This window comes from Proteus sp. STS61-E, assembly GCF_040932335.1.
Lineage (GTDB): Bacteria > Pseudomonadota > Gammaproteobacteria > Enterobacterales > Enterobacteriaceae > Proteus > Proteus mirabilis_B.
In genome coordinates this window covers 52,200-70,894 of record NZ_JBFQGE010000005.1, presented here as the reverse complement: position 1 = coordinate 70,894, position 18,695 = coordinate 52,200, and the positions used below count along the sequence as shown (strand labels likewise).

The 18,695-nt window shown below is 39.6% G+C and carries 15 protein-coding genes; 3 read left to right on the top strand and 12 right to left on the bottom strand.

From position 1 onward, the window contains the following. Nucleotides 1-28 precede the first annotated feature (28 nt). From AB4J89_RS12670 to apt, 9 genes are all read right to left on the bottom strand, one after another. A complete protein-coding gene (locus AB4J89_RS12670; protein ID WP_088493656.1) occupies nt 29-2,179 on the bottom strand; it encodes a carbon starvation CstA family protein in 2,151 nt (716 codons plus the stop codon). Between the two features lie 336 nt (nt 2,180-2,515). Beyond that, complete coding sequence (locus tag AB4J89_RS12665; RefSeq protein WP_368469468.1) at nt 2,516-5,023, bottom strand: TonB family protein; 2,508 nt, start codon at nt 5,021-5,023, stop codon at nt 2,516-2,518. A 15-nt stretch (nt 5,024-5,038) separates the two neighbouring features. After that, complete coding sequence (locus tag AB4J89_RS12660) at nt 5,039-6,514, bottom strand: DNA-binding protein (RefSeq protein WP_368469466.1); 1,476 nt, start codon at nt 6,512-6,514, stop codon at nt 5,039-5,041. Then, on the bottom strand, nt 6,508-7,263 hold the full coding sequence (locus AB4J89_RS12655) for a PP2C family serine/threonine-protein phosphatase (protein WP_088493659.1): 756 nt from the start codon (nt 7,261-7,263) through the stop codon (nt 6,508-6,510). Before AB4J89_RS12655 ends, AB4J89_RS12660 begins: the two co-directional genes overlap by 7 nt. Beyond that, nucleotides 7,263-7,931 carry a VWA domain-containing protein gene (locus AB4J89_RS12650; RefSeq protein ID WP_227336451.1) on the bottom strand — a complete coding sequence of 223 codons (669 nt, stop codon included), beginning with the start codon at nt 7,929-7,931 and terminating at the stop codon, nt 7,263-7,265. The genes AB4J89_RS12655 and AB4J89_RS12650 overlap by 1 nt, the downstream gene beginning before the upstream one ends. 245 nt (nt 7,932-8,176) lie before the next feature. After that, complete coding sequence (gene recR, locus AB4J89_RS12645) at nt 8,177-8,782, bottom strand: recombination mediator RecR (RefSeq protein WP_088493661.1); 606 nt, start codon at nt 8,780-8,782, stop codon at nt 8,177-8,179. Next, nucleotides 8,782-9,111 (bottom strand): YbaB/EbfC family nucleoid-associated protein, encoded by a 330-nt coding sequence (locus AB4J89_RS12640; RefSeq protein ID WP_023580840.1) that lies wholly within the window; start codon nt 9,109-9,111, stop codon nt 8,782-8,784. Before AB4J89_RS12640 ends, recR begins: the two co-directional genes overlap by 1 nt. Nucleotides 9,112-9,165: 54 nt before the next feature. Further along, nucleotides 9,166-11,139 carry a DNA polymerase III subunit gamma/tau gene (gene dnaX, locus AB4J89_RS12635; protein ID WP_368469463.1) on the bottom strand — a complete coding sequence of 658 codons (1,974 nt, stop codon included), beginning with the start codon at nt 11,137-11,139 and terminating at the stop codon, nt 9,166-9,168. A 253-nt stretch (nt 11,140-11,392) separates the two neighbouring features. Further along, a complete protein-coding gene (gene apt, locus AB4J89_RS12630; RefSeq protein WP_036911661.1) occupies nt 11,393-11,944 on the bottom strand; it encodes an adenine phosphoribosyltransferase in 552 nt (183 codons plus the stop codon). Between the two features lie 137 nt (nt 11,945-12,081). On the opposite strand from apt, the gene priC reads away from it, so the two are divergent. Both priC and rsmS read left to right on the top strand, forming a co-directional pair. Further along, on the top strand, nt 12,082-12,624 hold the full coding sequence (priC, locus tag AB4J89_RS12625; protein ID WP_088493663.1) for a primosomal replication protein PriC: 543 nt from the start codon (nt 12,082-12,084) through the stop codon (nt 12,622-12,624). Between the two features lie 11 nt (nt 12,625-12,635). After that, the gene (gene rsmS / locus AB4J89_RS12620) at nt 12,636-12,800 is read left to right on the top strand and encodes a pleiotropic regulatory protein RsmS (protein ID WP_102949409.1); all 165 of its coding nucleotides are present in this window, start codon (nt 12,636-12,638) and stop codon (nt 12,798-12,800) included. Here the strand turns inward: rsmS and mscK are convergent, their stop codons facing one another. The 3 genes from mscK to acrR form a co-directional block, all read right to left on the bottom strand. Continuing rightward, nucleotides 12,801-16,223, bottom strand: coding sequence for a mechanosensitive channel MscK (gene mscK / locus AB4J89_RS12615; protein WP_368469460.1), 3,423 nt, complete (start codon nt 16,221-16,223; stop codon nt 12,801-12,803). 126 nt (nt 16,224-16,349) lie between these two features. Continuing rightward, nucleotides 16,350-16,703, bottom strand: a complete 354-nt coding sequence (locus AB4J89_RS12610; RefSeq protein ID WP_088493666.1) for a DsrE/DsrF/TusD sulfur relay family protein — start codon at nt 16,701-16,703, stop codon at nt 16,350-16,352. Between the two features lie 28 nt (nt 16,704-16,731). Beyond that, a complete protein-coding gene (gene acrR / locus AB4J89_RS12605) occupies nt 16,732-17,376 on the bottom strand; it encodes a multidrug efflux transporter transcriptional repressor AcrR (RefSeq protein ID WP_088493667.1) in 645 nt (214 codons plus the stop codon). Between the two features lie 124 nt (nt 17,377-17,500). On the opposite strand from acrR, the gene AB4J89_RS12600 reads away from it, so the two are divergent. Continuing rightward, the gene (locus tag AB4J89_RS12600; RefSeq protein ID WP_088493668.1) at nt 17,501-18,694 is read left to right on the top strand and encodes an efflux RND transporter periplasmic adaptor subunit; all 1,194 of its coding nucleotides are present in this window, start codon (nt 17,501-17,503) and stop codon (nt 18,692-18,694) included. The last annotated feature ends 1 nt before the right edge of the window (nt 18,695 follow it).

Here is an 18,695-nt window from a genome sequence, read left to right as displayed (position 1 = left end):
GCACGGGGGTTAACCTAACTACCTAAAATTAGTGACCTGAGGACACTTTTACATCTTTTGGCATAGGAACATATGGTGTTTCTTCTGCTGTTACTTCTGGGTTTTTACGTGCTTTCATTGCAGTACGGAAACCGTAGAAAATGATGCTGTAAACAACCACTAAGAACAGAATACTTAAGCCCGCATTGGTGTAGTTGTTAATTACAATATGATTCATATTGGTAATTTCAGCCGCAGTTAAGTCGGCACCACCTGCTAAGATCTTCGCTTTGTACTCATTTGCTAAATAGAAGAAGCCTTCCATTTGTGGGTCATCACTGAGAAGTTTCAGACCTAATGCCCATGTTGTACAAATTAATAACCATACTGCTGGAACCACTGTCACCCAGATATATTTAGTACGTTTCATCTTAATTAAGATAACAGTACCTAATACCAGAGCAACCGCCGCTAACATTTGGTTTGAAATACCAAACAGAGGCCACAAGCTCTTAACACCGCCTAATGGATCAACAACACCTTGATATAACAGATATCCCCATAAACCTACGCAACCCGCTGTACCAATAACACCCGGAATGAATGAGTTTGTTTTCTTCAGGTAAGGGATAAAGTTACCTAACAAGTCTTGGAACATAAAGCGGCCAGAACGTGTACCTGCATCCAACGCTGTTAAAATAAAGAGCGCTTCGAACAAGATACCAAAGTGATACCAGAAGCCCATATCCGCAGCAGGAATGATTTTATGGAATACCATTGCAATACCAACTGCTAAGGTAGGCGCACCACCAGCACGGTTTAATACAGAAGGCTCACCAATATCTTTCGCCGTTTGTAGAATTTCTTCTGGCGAGATAACAAAGCCCCATGAACTAACCGTTGCAGCAGTATGTACAGTAACTTCCCTCAACTGCTCCATAATAACTGCTGTATTTTCACCACCTAATTCATGAAGGTTTGGCATAGTAATACCTAAACCTGCTGGCGGTGTATTCATTGCAAAATACAGACCTGGCTCAATGATAGATGCAGCTACTAACGCCATGATCGCAACGAATGATTCCATCAACATTGCACCATAACCGATAAAACGCGCATCCATTTCATTTGCGATAAGCTTAGGTGTTGTACCTGAAGCAATCAGTGCGTGGAAACCAGAAACGGCACCACAAGCGATAGTGATAAATAAGAATGGGAATAATGCCCCTTTCCATAATGGACCTGTACCATCGACATATTGAGTAACCGCTGGCATTTTCAGTTCAGGGTTTAGGATAACAATACCAATTGCTAAACCAACGATAACCCCAATTTTCAGGAACGTCGCTAAGTAGTCACGAGGCGCAAGGATCAACCAAACTGGCAGTAATGCAGACACGAAAGCATAACCAATAAGACCAAAAGTGATGGTTGTATCTTTAAAGGTTAACGCAGGTCCCCAGTATGGGTCTTGAGCAATAACACCACCAAACCAAATCGCAGCAATCAGTAATACAATACCGATAACAGAGACTTCACCGACACGACCTGGACGGATATAGCGCATGTAGATACCCATAAACAGGGCAATTGGTACTGTTGAACAAACAGTGAACACACCCCATGGGCTTTCTGCTAATGCTTTAACAACGATAAGTGCAAGTACTGCAAGAATGATGATCATGATAAGGAAACAGCCGAATAAAGCGATAGTACCCGGAATAGGACCCATCTCTTTCTTTATCATCTCACCAAGTGAGTTACCATTACGGCGTGTTGAAATAAACAACACCATAAAGTCTTGTACTGCACCAGCAAGCACAACCCCAGCTAATAGCCAAAGTGTACCCGGTAAATATCCCATCTGCGCAGCAAGTACTGGACCCACTAAAGGACCTGCACCCGCGATAGCTGCAAAGTGGTGACCAAATAAAACATAACGGTTAGTCGGAACATAGTTCAAACCGTCATTATTAAGAACAGAAGGTGTTGCTCTAGTTGGATCAAGCTTCATCACTTTTTGAGCGATGTAAAGACTGTAATAACGATAAGCAACTAAATAAACGGCAACAGAAGCAACAACTATCCATAGCGCACTGACGTGTTCACCACGGCGAAGTGCAACCACTGAAAGACAAAAAGCACCGATAATCCCGAGGATCACCCAAGGTACGTGCTTTAAAAATGCATTTTTGTTCATGAGACACCTTTTTTTCAGGCAAGACCGAACAGCCAAAGAGTAATGCGGGACAGCAGAGAATGATTTGAGCGAATCTGAGAAATAACTGCCCGCAGCTACATAATAAGAATTCTGACACGGGAATGGTGTGACTAAATCTCTTAGCGGTTGTATAACGAATTAAGCGGTCTGTTTTCTCAGTTAAGTGGTTTTGCTATTTTTAAATAGTTATTTTTTTGTGATCGAGATAACAAATTTATGACTTTCAATAAGTTAGAAAATCTCCAAATAGAAGAAAACCTCCTTTTCTCTAACAAAAAAGGAGGTTTTTTATAACATTATTTAATTGAATAGTAATTATTGGCTAAATTGGACTGATATCAAAAGCACATTACCTTTTCGAGCAGGTGAACCATTAAAACGCCATTGATATGCAGCATCAATAACAGCATTGTCTATGCTCATATCACCACTACCAGATTTCAATAACACCACAGTAGGAATACCTTGAGGATCAACATCAAGTTGTAAGATCATATCCCCTGTTTTAGGTGCAGAGTCAGGTGCTTTCACTTTTGGTAATGCCTGATCACTGCCTTTGATATTCGCTGATGAGAAATCAATACTAAATATCCGATTTGATTGCTCAATTTTATCGGTATTTAACGGTAAGCGAGCAACTTTACTATTCGGATCTGATGCGGGTATTGCACGTTGAGCCAATTGAATTTGTGTTAAGTCATCACTGAGATAATCATCTGAAGGCTTAACTTCAACACCTTCCGGTAAATAGCGCATATCCATTCTCGCTCGTAAGGTCTGATAGCGCTCTAATCGAGCACCTTCAAGTGTAGCTATCACCATTCTCATTTCTAGCATTTGCATTAAAGAGCTAACACTCTCTTGGGACTTTTGCTGTGTTGCCTTAGCAAATGCACCTGCCGCAATTTCAGGATCTTCGTCTAACCATGTTATTCCCCACCCTAACCAAACATCTTCACGAACGGGTTCTAATGCAATAGCCTGTTCAAAGTGAGTACGCGCATTAAGTAATAAAGTTTGCCAATACTCTTTATCTTGAGGATAAATTTTAGGAGAGCTGGATAAATTATTTGTCCCGATATTGTAATATTGCAATTCAAAACGTGCCACTGTTCTCACGATATCAGCATTATCCTGATGAAGAGCGAGTTTTTCATTTAAAAAGCGAATGCTATTATCCCAACTTTCATGGTTATTTTTACCATCAGGCAATGTCTGCAACTCTTTTAAGATAGCTTGTAACGCTGCACGCTTTTCTTGCTGTTGTTTAGATAATCTAGGGTAATAAGAAGCATAAGGATCATAGTTAGAGCGAGTTACTTCTCTTCCATCTTCTAATTCAGGTGCTTGCTTTTTCAGTTCTATATAAGCATTTTCAGTCAGTGTTATCCCTTTTGCATCTTGTCTCGCATAAGCTTTAACTAATGTTATCAATGTTGATTGTTGCTTAACCGCATACTCTTTCCAACCAAGGCGGGTACTTTCAAAACGGACTGTCACACGTTGGCGATATCCATCTTTGTTTGGCATAAAACGCCAATAACGAGCTGCTTTAACCGCTTGATCATCAAAAACATTAACACCACTACTGTTTTGCACCCAAAGCCCTGAAATACGCCCTTGAGGATCAACATCAACGGATAAAATAACATCTGCTCGAGGGATATATTTTCTGATTGTTGGATAACGGATCTCAGTTAAGTTTTTCACTTCATTAGGTGATTCAACAATCACTTCTCCGGGATACTCTTTTCCCATCATTGATTGCATTTCAATATAAGTGGTTAAATCATTATTAATTGCATTACTCACTGGTAATCGCTGATTAGCAAGCTTAGTAACTTCTTCTGGTGGTGTACTGTTTTGTCGATAAAAACGATCTTCAATAACACGCGCTTGTAATATCTGATAAATCTGGCGCTGATTTTCACTAAGCTCTGAAATTGCTTTTTTCAACAATTGTTGTGCTGAAATATCATTATGACCTTGCTTAGCTTGCTTGAGCGTATCTGCCATCATTAAAGCTAACATCGCTTTTTCAATTTGTGCATCCAAAGAACGATGAGCAATATAAGTAAGTGCTAAAACTTGCCATGCCTCAGGTGATAATGGTGCAACAGCAATAACATTAATACCTGATTGCGTTAATTGAGCATCATTACTATTTGAAAGGGAAGCTAATGCCTGAGCAACCATAATCTCAGGTTGATTTAATAGCCAGTCGCCATAAAAATTGAGTGTTTTTACAGCTTCTGCACGTTCTGGTGTTCCCTTGGTATGAACTAAATAAGCTTCTTTCGCTTTTGTCGCTGCTGTCACATCATCACTAAAATAATCCAATCCTGGTAAAGCAATCCGCGCTTTTTCAATAGCGCTAATAGATGCCAGCGCTTTCGGTTGATTAGACCGAATAATATTACGGATCTCATTTTCACTATTAACAACAAAATAATGATAATTTTGCCATTCAGATTGTTCGATATTTTGTAAAACAAAACGACGACGATCTTCTAATTCACTCGTTGGGATCACTGAAAATGACACGCCCAACGTCATTAAAAGTACTAATCCACCACCACATAAATAGTAAATATTTTTAGCTCGCCACGATTGCAATAACATAACAATCGTCATAATAAGAGAGCCTAGCCATAATCCCAGTAAGAAATTACGCTCATCAAAGCGAACAGATGAGGGGAGAATTTTGCTATTAAAACTATCAATCAAGCTAAAGGTTGAAACTAAGAAGGCTGGCAACCAGAAAGGGAACAGTAACGTTATAACGCCAATAATAATCAGGATCAGCTTTATTCTTTTTGTCATGTTATTTTCCCTAAGTTATGGCTTTCTTTTCAAAATATGCATTGAAGGGAAAACAAAAAGAACTAACACAATAATGGCTGAAATCATTAAAAACATCACACTTAACATCGTTATTAGTATTTGCTCAATATAATCCGCTTTGATTAAATCTGCGATCCAGCTGGAACCTAAACTACCGCTGGCTCCTTGTGGAATAAAATTCATCAGTAATACCCCAAAAAACACAGGGACTATCATGGCAATAGCCGTATGTAATATGACTTTGGGTACTTGGTTTATTGCATTTTTAACCGCTATAAATATCGCAGGCGGTTGAATCGGTTTCGCGGGTGTAGTTTGAGTTGGCGCTTGTCGGATATTCGCATTTTGTACTCTTTTTTGACGAATTTGTTTACGTTGCGTTTGGTTTTGTTTCTGAGTAATTGCAACTTGCTGTAACTTCGCCTCTCTTGCACATGCTGCGCAAGCTTTACCTGCAAAATGCTGGTGGTTTTTATCTTTCTGACAAACCAACATTTGCTGCTTTTCAGGTTGTGCATATTCATAAAGCGCCGTCGCCCATATTTTGGCGCTTGGTCTTAATGAAGGCGCACCAGAAAACGCTTTATCAAAAAGAGTTCTTAATTTATCAGGTAATTGTTTATGTCCACTCGCCACACTGGGTGTAATTAAATTATGCGCTTTTACGCCATAACCATAAAAGCGCCCAGCAATACGCCTTGGAATATCCGTAGGTACAGTGTCGTTTTTAGGACGACCACTAAAAGGATGAATACCAAAATTAAGTAATTGAAAAATAATTACCGCTAAGGCAAATCGATCTTGCCACTCTTCTTCTGTTTCTGGAATAGTTTGCTTGGCTTGAAATTCAGGCGCTAAATATTCGACAGTAAATTGCCCAGCAGGATAACGTGTATTCTCGCCTTGAATACTAAATCCATCACAATCGAGAAGAGACATATACAAACTTGATTTATAAAACCGCAAATTCAGCGGTTTCATATCAATAATGCGGTGCCCTTGTTGGTGCAAAGCATCAATCAATGAACAAAGGTTATAAGCAAGGCTAACTTTCGCCCCCATTCCCGTAGGTAAGCCATGAGCTTTAGCTTGGCGTTCTTGAAGAATGTATTCCAACTCAATCGTATTTTTGACATCAAGTTCAGGCATCACAAAACCAACAAATTGCTTTTGGCTATTGTATAAACGAGCTTGGGGCCATGCGAGTTGGATAATAGGTGTATCGTCAACAGAGACAGGCTTTAATGCAGGTTCTAACTTCTGCATCGCCGTGATCTTTTTCAGATAATAGGCTTTATCAATTTTGTCATGATAAACTTTTGATACTTGGAAAGGTGCGTTATTAATATGGCTAACGCTACCTGCACCACCGCTTTTTATCAAATTACCTATTTGATAAATCTTACCGTTTTCATCTTGTAATTGCGTAGATACTGATTGAGCTATCCCTTTCTTTCTCGCTTTTACCACAACTCTTCATCCCTGATGCAAATAACTAAGGTTTTATCATCGCCTGTGATTGAGTGTGTTCGAGGATCAGCTAAAGTCCCTGCTAATGCCTCACTTCCGCTATCTTCTGAGACCGTTTTTAAATAACGGATCACGGGGGTGATAAACGGTTCATAAAGGGCATCACACGCTTTATTCATGGCAAAAGGCTGTACACCATCAGACATCAAAACAACCTGTTTTACCGGTTTATTTAGGGGAATAACACGCAAATGTGCTTCCCAATTTTCTGACGTTACAAACCATGTTTGATTCGCATATTCTCCATTTTCAGGCTGTGATACATAACTTGTCCCATCGCAGTATTCCACCACAGCAATACCATCACCCAAATGGAACAAATAGCCACTATCATCACCAACCCAACATGCAACCAGTGTTGATGCATATTCATTAAGTGCACACTGTTTTATTTCTGCATATTCGGCGAGCTGGAGGCGAATATCTTCAATAAGTTGCTTAGCCCCTTGTGCTATCTGTTTTTCGGTTAAAAAATCGATATTTGGCCACTCTGTAATTCGTAGCGTAAATAACCGAGCAACAAGCTTAGCCCCTTGTTCACTATAGCGAGAAGAGCCCGCACCATCACAAACCGCAGCAATCAGATATTCACCTTTACGACGAATAAAATAAGCATCCTGACAGGGGATTTGACGTTCTTGATGGGCAACACCTGTCGCAGATGCCCCATAAGCTAACCAATCATTCATCAAACAGGTACACTCGCCCAAGAATCAGTTGAAGGTAATTGTGCTGTGCCACCCGGTGTTGATTGAGAAACCACCTGCATGCTGGCACTTAGCCATAAGAACAGTTCTTTAAATTGTAATCCCTTGAGCATTTTTACACCGTTAACACCATTACGACTAAAACTTCCCATCACTTCAGCTGATGCACCATCAACCATAATAGGAAATACCGCTGTTTTTTGACTTTCTTCGGCTTGGCGACAAAGTTGTGCCGCTTGTTCCCATTGATCTGTCGGAACACCATCAGACATTAAAAATAGCCAAGGACGAGTATAAGCAACGCCGGCTTGTTTAAAGCGTTGTTTTTCAGCTTCAATTTCTTCAAGCGCCAGCGTAATGGCTTGCCCCATCGGCGTTGTACCATTTGCCTCTAAAACAGGTGCCGTAAAGTCCATCGCATCTTTCCAATCACCATGAACTGTACATTGGTCATATCCGCCATATTCAATCACTAAAATACGCACACGTTTCGCTGCAATAACGTCATTTTTTAGTTCTTGTTCAAGTAGCTTAAGACCTTCATTTAGTTGTTGAATTGGCTGCCCATACATACTACCAGAGCTATCTAGTACTAAGATCAGTGGGGTTCTTTGTTCACTATTATCAACCAAGGCTACGTCAGGGATCATCAGATGCTCCATCATTCAGTTATTATTTTTCATGATAATGATTAATGTAACATAAAGACGCAAAATTCATCAGAAAGAAAAAAGCGATAAATTAAAGATAAAGATATTTCTTAGAAATAGCCCGTCTAAAAGCTTAATAAGCTGATTTTTGGCTAAAATTGCGAAGCTTTTCGAGTCTTAAGATGAAAAAAAGCACCTCATTACATTAAGTAAAAAGGTGCTTTTTTAATAAACTATTTATGATGTTAATAGTGGATTTTTTGGCGTCCAGCAATAGAGTGCGAAAGCGTTGTACCATCGACCATTTCAAGCTCACCGCCCACAGGAACTCCATGGGCAATTCGGCTTGCAGTAATATCATACTGAGCACAAATTTCAGCAATGTAATTGGCTGTTGCTTCACCCTCAACGGTCGGGTTTGTAGCCAAGATCACTTCTGAAATAGTCTCTTGGCTTAAGCGCTCTTCAAGTCTATCTAAACCAATATCCATAGGCCCAATACCATCTAAAGGGGATAAATGCCCCATTAAAACAAAGTATCGACCCGCAAACTGCCCTGTCTGCTCGATAGCATGAATATCCGCAGGACTTTCGACAACACAAATTTGCCCATTTTGCTGACGGCGAACATTGGCACAGATGGTGCAACGCTCTTCTTCAGTAAAGGTTCGGCAATCACAACAATGACCAATTTCAGACATTGCACGCGTGAGTGCTTGTGCAAGTCGCATACCACCGCTTCTATCACGTTGAAGCAGTTGGAAAGCCATTCGTTGCGCTGATTTAGGTCCGACACCGGGTAAACAACGCAACGCTTCCATTAATGATTCAAGAAGTGGGCTGGTTTGCATTAGAATGGCATCTTAAAGCCTGGTGGCAATTGCATACCGTTAGAAACAGAGGCCATTCTCTCTTTTTGCGTTTCATCAATACGACGCGCAGCATCATTAAAGGCAGCAGCAATCAGATCTTCCAGCATCTCTTTGTCATCTTCTAGAAGGCTAGGATCGATTTCAACACGACGGCAATTATGAGCACCATTGATAGTGATCTTAACTAAGCCAGCGCCAGATTCACCTGTCACTTCTAAGTTTGCGATCTCTTCTTGCATTTGTTGCATTTTTTCTTGCATTTGTTGGGCTTGCTTCATCAGATTACCCAAACCACCTTTTCCGAACATAATTGTCTCTCTTTGTAAAAGCCACACAGTATGAAGTCATACAATATGTTGCGATTAAACAGGTCGGATACTCTCTTCATCCAGTTCAGCATCAAAATATTGCTGTAATGTTTGAATCGTTTTATCCGTAATAATCGATTGACGCGATAACGCCAATTTTTCATCATAAATGGCTTGTCGCCACTCCAACGGCGTTTTTACCGCTGGATCATCATCTTCTATAATTGTGAGTGAAATTGCTTTTCCATGCAATTCACTTAACGCATTAGTGAGCGTGCGTAACGCATTTGCTGAATTTAAATGTTTCTGTTTAGTTCGTAAATGCAAAATAACGTTTTCTTCGCTTACTGTCTCTTTATACGCATTTAATGCCAGTTGTTGTACTAATTTAGGTAGTGGCATTTTGTCAATTTCAGCTGCCCAAGCATCTCTTTCTTGCGACTCTTTGGCAATTTTTGCCGCTAATTCAGGTGTTTTTTCATACTCGAGAACTTCTTTGATCTCTTTTGGTGAAGAAACAACCTCTTGCGTTGACATTAATTCAGGATTTTGTGGACGCCACTGATACTCTTCTTTTTTCTTCTTTTCAGGCGCATTAGTCTGACGCTTAGCAACTTGCTGGCGTTTTTCACTCACGGCTGCTAGCCGCTCTAATGCACTAGCAGCCGGCTTAGCCCGATTAGGCGTCGCCGGTTCAGACTTTTTTGGCGGGGTTTGTTGTTCCGTCCCCTTTATTGCCTGCCTTGCTCTTAAAAGTTGTGCTGCGGGGCTATTGCCTAATGAAGCACTATTTTCTATTTGTGAAGAAGGTTGATGAGCCTTTTGAGACGAATGCGTTTGCGCCATTTGCGGTGCATTATGCTCAGACATCCTATTTGCTGGTAATGATGCTAACGGTAATGTTTGTGCTAATGGCGCAGAAGGTATTTCATCAATCACTGTTTTAGGATGAAAAGCAAGCGCACGCAGCAGCGTCATTTCAACGCCCATACGTCTATCTGGCGCATAAGCCAGCTCTTTTCGCCCTACTAATAAGGTTTGATAATAGAGTTGTAAATCTTGTGGAGAAACAGATTTAGCCAATAAACGTAAGCGTTCTTGAGTAAATTGCTCTTGAGGATTTTCTTCACTAGGCAATAATTGCAACATTGCAATTTGATGCAGTAATGAGAGTGTTTCAACCAAGAAGTTTTCCCAGTCAGTACCTCTTGAAGCAACTTCATTAACCAGCGACATGACCTGTTGGCCATCGGCTTTTACCAGCGCTTCAATCAATGCTAAAGGCTGAGCATCATCAATAGTGCCAAGCATTTGGCTAACCACTTCCGCACTGACAACACCTTCGCCACTTGCAATAGCTTGGTCTGTTAGGCTTAACGCATCTCGCATACTGCCATCAGCAGCACGCGCAATAAGTTGACGCGCTCTTACATCATTTTCAATATGCTCGGCTGAAAGTACTTTTTCGAGTTGTGTCGCAATCTGGTCGATATCTAATGCACGCAGATGAAATTGCAAGCAACGCGATAAAATCGTGACAGGTAATTTTTGTGGATCAGTCGTCGCTAATAAGAATTTAACGTGTTCTGGCGGCTCTTCTAATGTTTTTAATAGAGCATTAAAACTGTGGCGAGAAAGCATGTGAACTTCGTCTATTAGATAGACCTTAAAACGTCCACGAGCTGGCGCATATTGCACATTATCAAGCAGTTCACGAGTATCTTCTACTTTAGTACGAGATGCGGCATCGATTTCAATTAAATCGACAAAACGCCCTTGTTCTATTTCAAGACAATTTGCACATTGACCACAAGGTTTACTCGTAATGCCAGTTTCACAATTCAGCCCTTTGGCAAATAATCGGGCAATAGTGGTTTTTCCGACACCTCTTGTGCCAGAAAAAAGATAGGCGTGATGAAGTCGCTGATGATCAAGACCATTAGCTAAAGCCGTCAACACATGACGTTGACCAACAACATCGTTAAAAGTTTGTGGGCGCCACTTACGGGCAAGTACCTGATAGCTCATTGATTCCGCTAAATTTGAACAAGATTTATCTCTATGCTAACACAGGGACGACCTATTGAGCGAGATTTGTAAGAAACAAATGAGATATTGATGAAAGAACCAGCAGAAATTTAAGATAAAGTAAAAAGTAACAATTGTGCGGGCAATATACATTTATAAAAATAGAAAAACTTATAAACGATATATAAACACCCGCACTCTTACTTGTGTTTACGATAAGAGCTCATTCGCCCTTCTCTAAACAGTGAAGATATTAATGTCCTGGAAAATCAACCAGTGTAAAGCTGTGAACACCTTGTTTTTCTAAGCGTTCGATACCGCCTAAATCAGGTAAGCAGATAATGAAAGCAGCTTCTGTCACAGTGCCACCTAAACGGCGGATAAGACGAGCAGTTGCTTCAATGGTGCCACCCGTTGCCAGTAAATCATCAACCATTAATACTTTGTCTTGATCCGTAATGCTATCTTTGTGGATCTCTAAAGTATCTGTGCCGTATTCCAGATCATAAGTTTCACTGAGCGTTTCGCGAGGCAATTTACCTTTTTTACGGACAGGAACAAAACCAACACCTAGGCGTAAAGCAACCGGAGCACCAAATAAGAAGCCACGTGCTTCGGTACCCACAACTTTAGTGATACCCTGACCTTGATAGTGTTCTACCAATAAATCAATGGTTGCCTGATATGCAGCAGGATTATCCAATAACGTAGTGATATCACGGAATAATATCCCTTCTTTTGGATAATCAGGAATGGTTTCAATACTGTCTTTAATAAATTGCAGTTGTTGCGCGTTAGCAGTCATAATCAGTGCCATAATAAAAAACGAAACGATAGAATCTATGCAATATGCCGTTAAAATGCAACAGAAAGCCAATTAACAACTCTTTTTTGTTGCTTTAAGTCAATTCATGTTTTTATCAAAACAGGGACAAGAACCAGATGAATAAACCCGATCCTTTAAGCTTGTTTAAAAAACAGATAGACAATCTTGCCGAAACAGTAGCACCTATTGCAAACAAAAAAATTGCAGCACCTTGCTTCGACACAGCACTGTTCCACCGCCGAAGTGATTCCCTTGGTGGCTATATGCAACAGATCCGCGATAATTTTACCCAGTTAATCGCTTGTGTTGAGGCACAACGAAGCCAGCAGGTTAAATTTCTGGCCACACAAATCCTACAACAAATTGAAGCATTAACTCGTGAATTATCGACACAAACACTAAGAAAGCAAGAGAACCAGCTTACTCAACGAAAAAAAAGTGTCGATTTATACCAAAAGCTTGCCCAACATCAGGATTATGAGCGTCGATTACAAGCCATGATCCAAGATAGAGAGCTTTCATTAACGCAAGCACAAAGCTTTATGAAGCAACAAGAGTTACAAAAAGAGATTGCTGCTCTTGAAAATCGCCTTGCACGCTGCAAAAACGCCCTGTTTTCTATCGAAAAGAGTATTGAGAAACAAGAAGATAAATTTTAAAGGGAGTGACTATGAGTTTAAAAGAAGCACCTGAGTCTGTTCAATTGGCAGTCGATCTTATCTATTTACTTGAAAGTCACCATATTGATCCTAAAACAGCACTAGAAGCCCTTGAGATTGTGCGCCAAGATTATGAAAAAAAATTGGCGGCACAATCTACCCATTCATCTCTTTAATTAAGCAAAAGGCGTATTGGCTTCAGGTGTTGAGCCATCAATAGGACGTTTTATCTCTTGTACTTCATCACCTTGTTTATTATGTAAATAGACATCAAGTTGGTTAAACGCGATATTGATATTATTTTCATTACATAGTTTATCAATAGCACGGTTAACTTCATCTATTGCAATACTTCTATCACCTAATGTTCTGACATAAAAACGTAAATCATGATTCAGGGTACTTGCCCCAAATTCAGTAAATAGCACCACAGGTTCTGGCTCTGTCATCACCCTGACATTATCTTTAGCCGCTTTCATTAAGATCTCTTTGACCTTATCGAGATCAGAGCCATAAGCAACACCCACTTGAATAATAATACGTGTCACCGTATCAGATAATGTCCAGTTAATAAGCCGTTCGGTTACAAACGCTTTATTTGGAATAATCACTTCTTTGCGATCGAAGTCAGTCACTGTGGTTGCCCTAATACGAATTCGGCTAACTGTGCCGGAATAAGTACCAATAGTAACCGTATCACCAATTCTGACGGGTCTTTCGAACAAGATAATTAAGCCAGATACAAAGTTGGCAAATATTTCTTGTAAACCAAACCCTAAACCAACTGTTAAAGCCGCGGCTAACCATTGCAATTTCTCCCATGCTACACCTAATATTCCCAGTGATACGATGGTTCCGATAGCAATAATAATGTAGGTCAAAATGGTTGTGATCGCGTAAGAAGCACCTTGTTGCAGTTTTATACGGGATAAAATTAATACTTCTAATAAACCCGGTAAGTTTCTCGTCATAAACCAAGAAATTGCCATAATAGAAACAGACAATAATAGATCAGCAACAGTAACTGCCTTAACAACATTACCGAGTTCTGTTGGTAAATTGTAACTCCAGAGCGTTATTCCATCTAAATAGGTAAAGACCGTAATAAAATCAGACCAGATTCCATAGAAACTAGAAGCAAAGATGATAAATAAGATCATCGTTGTCAGTCTTAATGATTGCTGATTGATTTGATCCATATCCATTGGTGGCTCTTGAATTGGTTCAAGGCTGTTATCTTCACCTTCTTTTTTCTCTTTTAACATAGCTTGCCTACGTTCAAGAGCTCGGCGATAAGCAAGCCTTCTAGCCGCAACAGTTAATCCGCGTAAACTGGCGTGGTACGCAATAAACCACAACATAAGCAGATATAAACTGTCGATCCAACGATTTGCCAAACGTAACGCCGTATAATAATAACCAAAAATAACCAGCCCCATTAAAATTAAAGGTGAAAACGTTAATAAGGTAATCACAACGGTTCTAACAACATGGTTGCCTTTCTCTTGCCACATTTCACGGCAAAATGGCAGTGCGAAGAAACTAATACCAAATAACGAAATAATCGCAATCAACTGCCCAATAACATCGCCCACCAGTAATAATGGATTATTAATCCCATAAGCAGAAAGCAGAATAATAGGCAACATAGGAAGAGAGAGTCGCAATAAACGTTTACGGTTTTGCTGGACCCGTTCTACTGGAATTTTGAAATGTTTTACTGCAACACCATTGTCAGACATTAAGCGATAAGACCATTCAAACATCAGCCAAAATACCGCAAATTGCCAAGCGAAAGACCAGATAAATTCTTGCTGTACATTAAAGCTATTGATTAGCCAATATCCTATCGCTAAGACGAAACAAGATAGTGGTAATGTTTTTAGAAAGACAATTCCCAGCGCGAGTGGTGTATGTAGCTGTGAATCTTTATTGAGTTTATTAATATCCCCATTGAGTTTTTCAAACTGGATATCAAGTTTCTTACGCTGCCAAATCAGTATTGAACCGAACAAAATTAGCGCAATAAGAACAGGAAGTGATTTCTTAGCCCCGATCAGCAGATTTTCATTTGACCAATTAAGTTTAAAACCTTGAAATTCAGCAACAGCCTGAGCAGGAAATGTTGAGAACCAATTGAGATTAATCGGCTTATTACTGCTTACCCAGAAAATTTGCTGAGCCAATGTATTTTCGAGTGAGCTCACTACACTGCGTAATTGCTGTTGATCCATTTGCAGGTTAATCGAACCTGAGATTTGATTACCCAATTGATTATTGAGCTTATCAAGTAATTCACGTCGAGCGTCAACAAGCAATTCTAATGCACTACGTAGCTCTTTTTGTGCATTAGGATCTGTCACTTCAGGATGAGCTACTTGGTATTCATGCATCAACTGATCAATATAAATACTGGGCTGTATTATCTGATCGCGTTGTTTGTTTATTTCAAATTGTTCTAAACGTAAGTCTGCAATTTTATCCGGTAGATTATTAATGAAAATGCCATCAGGTAAATCGACCTGCTCTTCAAATAAGATACGGGAAAGCAATAAGCTTCCTTTGAGCACATCAATTTGCTCTTTTAAATTTCGCTCAGATTGAATGGCTCTGTCTAAACGATTTTTTACCATTAAGCTATGGCGATTTAACTCATTATTATTTTGCGTTGTAACAATCAGCTTATCACTAAGCTGCTTATTGATTTCTGTTTGCGCTAAATAAAAAAGATTACTATTAATGACCTGATTTTCAAGCCCTGCGCTTTGCGCTTCTTTCGCTGTTTCTTCTGAACTGTCTAAACGCTTATCACTAATCGCTTCTTGAATTAGTTGAGCATGTTCTTGGGAAAGATCGATGTAAGCAGAACTATAATCACGCTGAAGTTGTAATAGGCTTTGCAACTGCACATTAGATTGTAAGGTGCGCTTTTGATAATTATTCTGTTGTTGAAGATAGTATTGCTCCAATTGCAATAACTGTACTGCTGAAGGTCGCATTTGCGCTTTATCTGCACTGCTTTTATTCAATAATGTTCTTATTTGTTGCAGTCTTTCTGAGTTATTAAATAACACAGATTGCGCCCTTTCAGGTTGTGTTTGTAACACAATAAGTTCATTGCTGTAATTTGCTAAATCATCTTGAGCTTTTTGTAATGATTGTAAAACGCTCTCTAATTGTGACTCTAACGTTGCTAACGGTAATGCTTCCAGTGACTTTTGATAGTCTTCCGCTTCTTTATTAGCGACTTTCTGTTTTAATTGATTAAGTTGATATTGTGCATTACGCAGTTTTTCAGGTAATTGCTCTACGGTTTTGTCATAACTCGCTAATTTTTTTTCTAACTGTTGAATGTTATCAAGTAATAAGAGCGATTGTTCAAAGTCAGCAATCGTTAATTTATCTTCTGCACTTAATTCACTACGTTTGTTTAATAAATTAAGCTGGTTTTGGATGCTTTCTTGAGTAGGTAAATTACTGGGGACCGCAGCTAAAACAGAGGTGATGGAGAAACTCCAAATAATAAAAATAATAACCGAGACAGAAACAACCGTCATTATTCGATTATTAAACTGAGAGATAAAAGTTTGAGTACGCATCGTTAAGCAACTTGTTCAATTAATATTGAAAAACTGTTTATTATTATAATCCAATTGCTTTAAATTGGCAGTGTAAACAGCACAAGTTGCTTGATTTGTTTCTCGCCTGAGAAAACGAAATGGCGATCAGAAAGTCAGTATTTTATCAGCGTCTAATGTCCACTGAGCTAAATCTACTAATGTGCCTAACTCTGCACCATCAACAAGTGGTAACTCACTGATACCACGGGTATCTGTGCATGTTTTACAGAGTTTAACTGGAACATTCTGTGCTGTTAAAATTTCCAACATTTGCTGTAAGTTATAACCTTCTTTAGGTTGTTGACGAGCTAAAGCCCCTGTTACGGCATCTGACATTAAAAAAATATTTAATTCAGTTTCTGGATGCTGCTCTTTTAATGTTATTGATAAACGCAGGGCGTTAAATAATGATTCATTACCATAAGCTGCACCATTAGCAATAACTAATACCTTACTCATAAACATCTTCCTCAAGTTTAATAATAAATTAAGATGGCGTCGATATTCTCATATTTGCGCTGTGCTTTATCATATCAATAAAGCTATCAACCAAATATTGACATTCATCTTTGATAGAAAAACTTTCTGGTGAAAATAACCAGTTTTCGGCAAGGCCTGTCATCATTGCTCTTAACATGATGGCGGATCTTCTTAAATTAAGGTCGGCAGGAAGTTGTTTTTTTTCAATACAACGAGATAAAGACTGTTCTATTCTGGAGTGATCGGCTGCACACAATTCTCTGCGAATTTCAACAATTGGTGTCATTTCACCGACAAATTCGCATTTATGGAAATATATTTCTAAAAGTGCATTATGTTTGGGATCTTCGACAATCGATGTCAATATGTAAATAAGCAATTCTCTTAATACAAATAGTGGATCATCTGGGTATTTTGTTTGATACTCTATTTCTAAAGATTCTATTTTTAAGTCGGTGAGTTCGCACGCTTCAGTAAATAAATCCACTTTATTTTTAAAGTGCCAATATATTGCGCCACGGGTAACACCTGCCGCGGATGCAATATCTGAAAGTGATGTGGCAGAAACGCCTTGCACAGTAAACAGCCTAAGTGCAGCATCAATAATCTGCTGTTTTGTTTCTTGTGCCTGCCGTTTAGTTTTTCGTGCCATTAATCCTCGATTTTGACTGAAGTTAATTTACATACATTCATGTATGTTTGTACTATACATCGCAACCAATCATCAACTTAATTATTTTTATCCCGGGAAACAACGTTTGAATAGAGGTTTTCTTATGCGAAAAAACAGAGGGGTTTTGCCTCTGGCTCTGTTAGTGCTATCAGGCAGCTTGGTTCTTGCTGGATGTGACGACAAAGCTAAACAGTCTGCTGGGGGTCCACCTCCTGCACCGGCTGTCGGTGTTGTGACTTTAGGAGCACAAGCTCTGACAATCACCACTGATTTACCTGGTCGTACATCAGCCTTCCGTATTGCTGAAGTTCGTCCTCAAGTTGGCGGCATTATTTTAAAACGCAATTATACCGAAGGTAGCTATGTAGAAGCAGGTACATCTTTGTACCAAATCGACCCAGCTATGTTTGAAGCAACTTTAAATAGTGCACAAGCTGAACTGGCTAAAGCTAAAGCTAATGCTGAAATAGCTCGTCTCACTGTGGAGCGTTATAAGCCTCTGCTGGGTACAAACTATGTCAGTAAACAAGATTTTGACTCTGCAACTTCTCAGTATGCACAGGCTGTTGCCGCTGTTAGAGCAGGCGAAGCTGCTGTAACAACAGCAAAAATTAATCTTGGATATACCAAAGTAACGGCACCAATTTCAGGTCGTTCAGGTAAGTCCAGTGTCACCGAAGGCGCGCTTGTCGCTCCGGGTCAACAAGTTGCACTGACTACTGTTCAACAAATCGATCCGATCTACGTCAATGTGACTCAGTCGAGTGAAGATTACCTGAAGCTCAAAAATGAAATTGAAAGTGGTGTTATTCGTCAAGAGCAAGGCAAACCTGTTGTTCATTTAACACTGACTAATGGGCAAGCTTACGCAGAGAAAGGTCATTTAGAATTTTCTGATGTAACTGTTGATGAGACAACAGGCTCAATTACTATGCGTGCTATCGTACCTAACCCAAATGGGGAGTTATTACCAGGTATGTTTGTTCGCACTAAATTAGAAAATGGTATTCGCCAAAATGCAGTTTTGATCCCACAACAAGCTGTTGTTCGTACTGCTCGTGGTGATGCAACTGCAATGGTTGTTAATAAAGACAACGTTGTTGAAGTTCGTACCATCGAAGTGTCACAAGCTGTTGGTAATAAATGGCTCGTTAATAGTGGTGTTCAGGCTGGTGAGCGCGTTATCGTTTCTGGATTGCAAAAAGCAAAACCAAAAATGACTGTTACGCCTCAAGAAGAGAATTTAGATGCGAAGCCATCACCTGAACAAACTGAGCCAGCTAAGAATCCTCAATAAG

Bases quoted from the DNA above. Each gene is read 5' to 3' on its own strand.
- AB4J89_RS12650 (WP_227336451.1), bottom strand. From the start codon at position 7,931: ATGATCCCTGACGTAGCCTTGGTTGATAATAGTGAACAAAGAACCCCA.
- acrR (WP_088493667.1), bottom strand. From the start codon at position 17,376: ATGGCACGAAAAACTAAACGGCAGGCACAAGAAACAAAACAGCAGATT.
- dnaX (WP_368469463.1), bottom strand. From the start codon at position 11,139: ATGAGCTATCAGGTACTTGCCCGTAAGTGGCGCCCACAAACTTTTAAC.
- AB4J89_RS12670 (WP_088493656.1), bottom strand. From the start codon at position 2,179: ATGAACAAAAATGCATTTTTAAAGCACGTACCTTGGGTGATCCTCGGG.
- recR (WP_088493661.1), bottom strand. From the start codon at position 8,782: ATGCAAACCAGCCCACTTCTTGAATCATTAATGGAAGCGTTGCGTTGT.
- apt (WP_036911661.1), bottom strand. From the start codon at position 11,944: ATGACTGCTAACGCGCAACAACTGCAATTTATTAAAGACAGTATTGAA.
- AB4J89_RS12610 (WP_088493666.1), bottom strand. From the start codon at position 16,703: ATGAGTAAGGTATTAGTTATTGCTAATGGTGCAGCTTATGGTAATGAA.
- AB4J89_RS12665 (WP_368469468.1), bottom strand. From the start codon at position 5,023: ATGACAAAAAGAATAAAGCTGATCCTGATTATTATTGGCGTTATAACG.
- AB4J89_RS12655 (WP_088493659.1), bottom strand. From the start codon at position 7,263: ATGAATGATTGGTTAGCTTATGGGGCATCTGCGACAGGTGTTGCCCAT.
- AB4J89_RS12600 (WP_088493668.1), top strand. From the start codon at position 17,501: ATGCGAAAAAACAGAGGGGTTTTGCCTCTGGCTCTGTTAGTGCTATCA.
- rsmS (WP_102949409.1), top strand. From the start codon at position 12,636: ATGAGTTTAAAAGAAGCACCTGAGTCTGTTCAATTGGCAGTCGATCTT.
- AB4J89_RS12640 (WP_023580840.1), bottom strand. From the start codon at position 9,111: ATGTTCGGAAAAGGTGGTTTGGGTAATCTGATGAAGCAAGCCCAACAA.
- priC (WP_088493663.1), top strand. From the start codon at position 12,082: ATGAATAAACCCGATCCTTTAAGCTTGTTTAAAAAACAGATAGACAAT.
- mscK (WP_368469460.1), bottom strand. From the start codon at position 16,223: ATGCGTACTCAAACTTTTATCTCTCAGTTTAATAATCGAATAATGACG.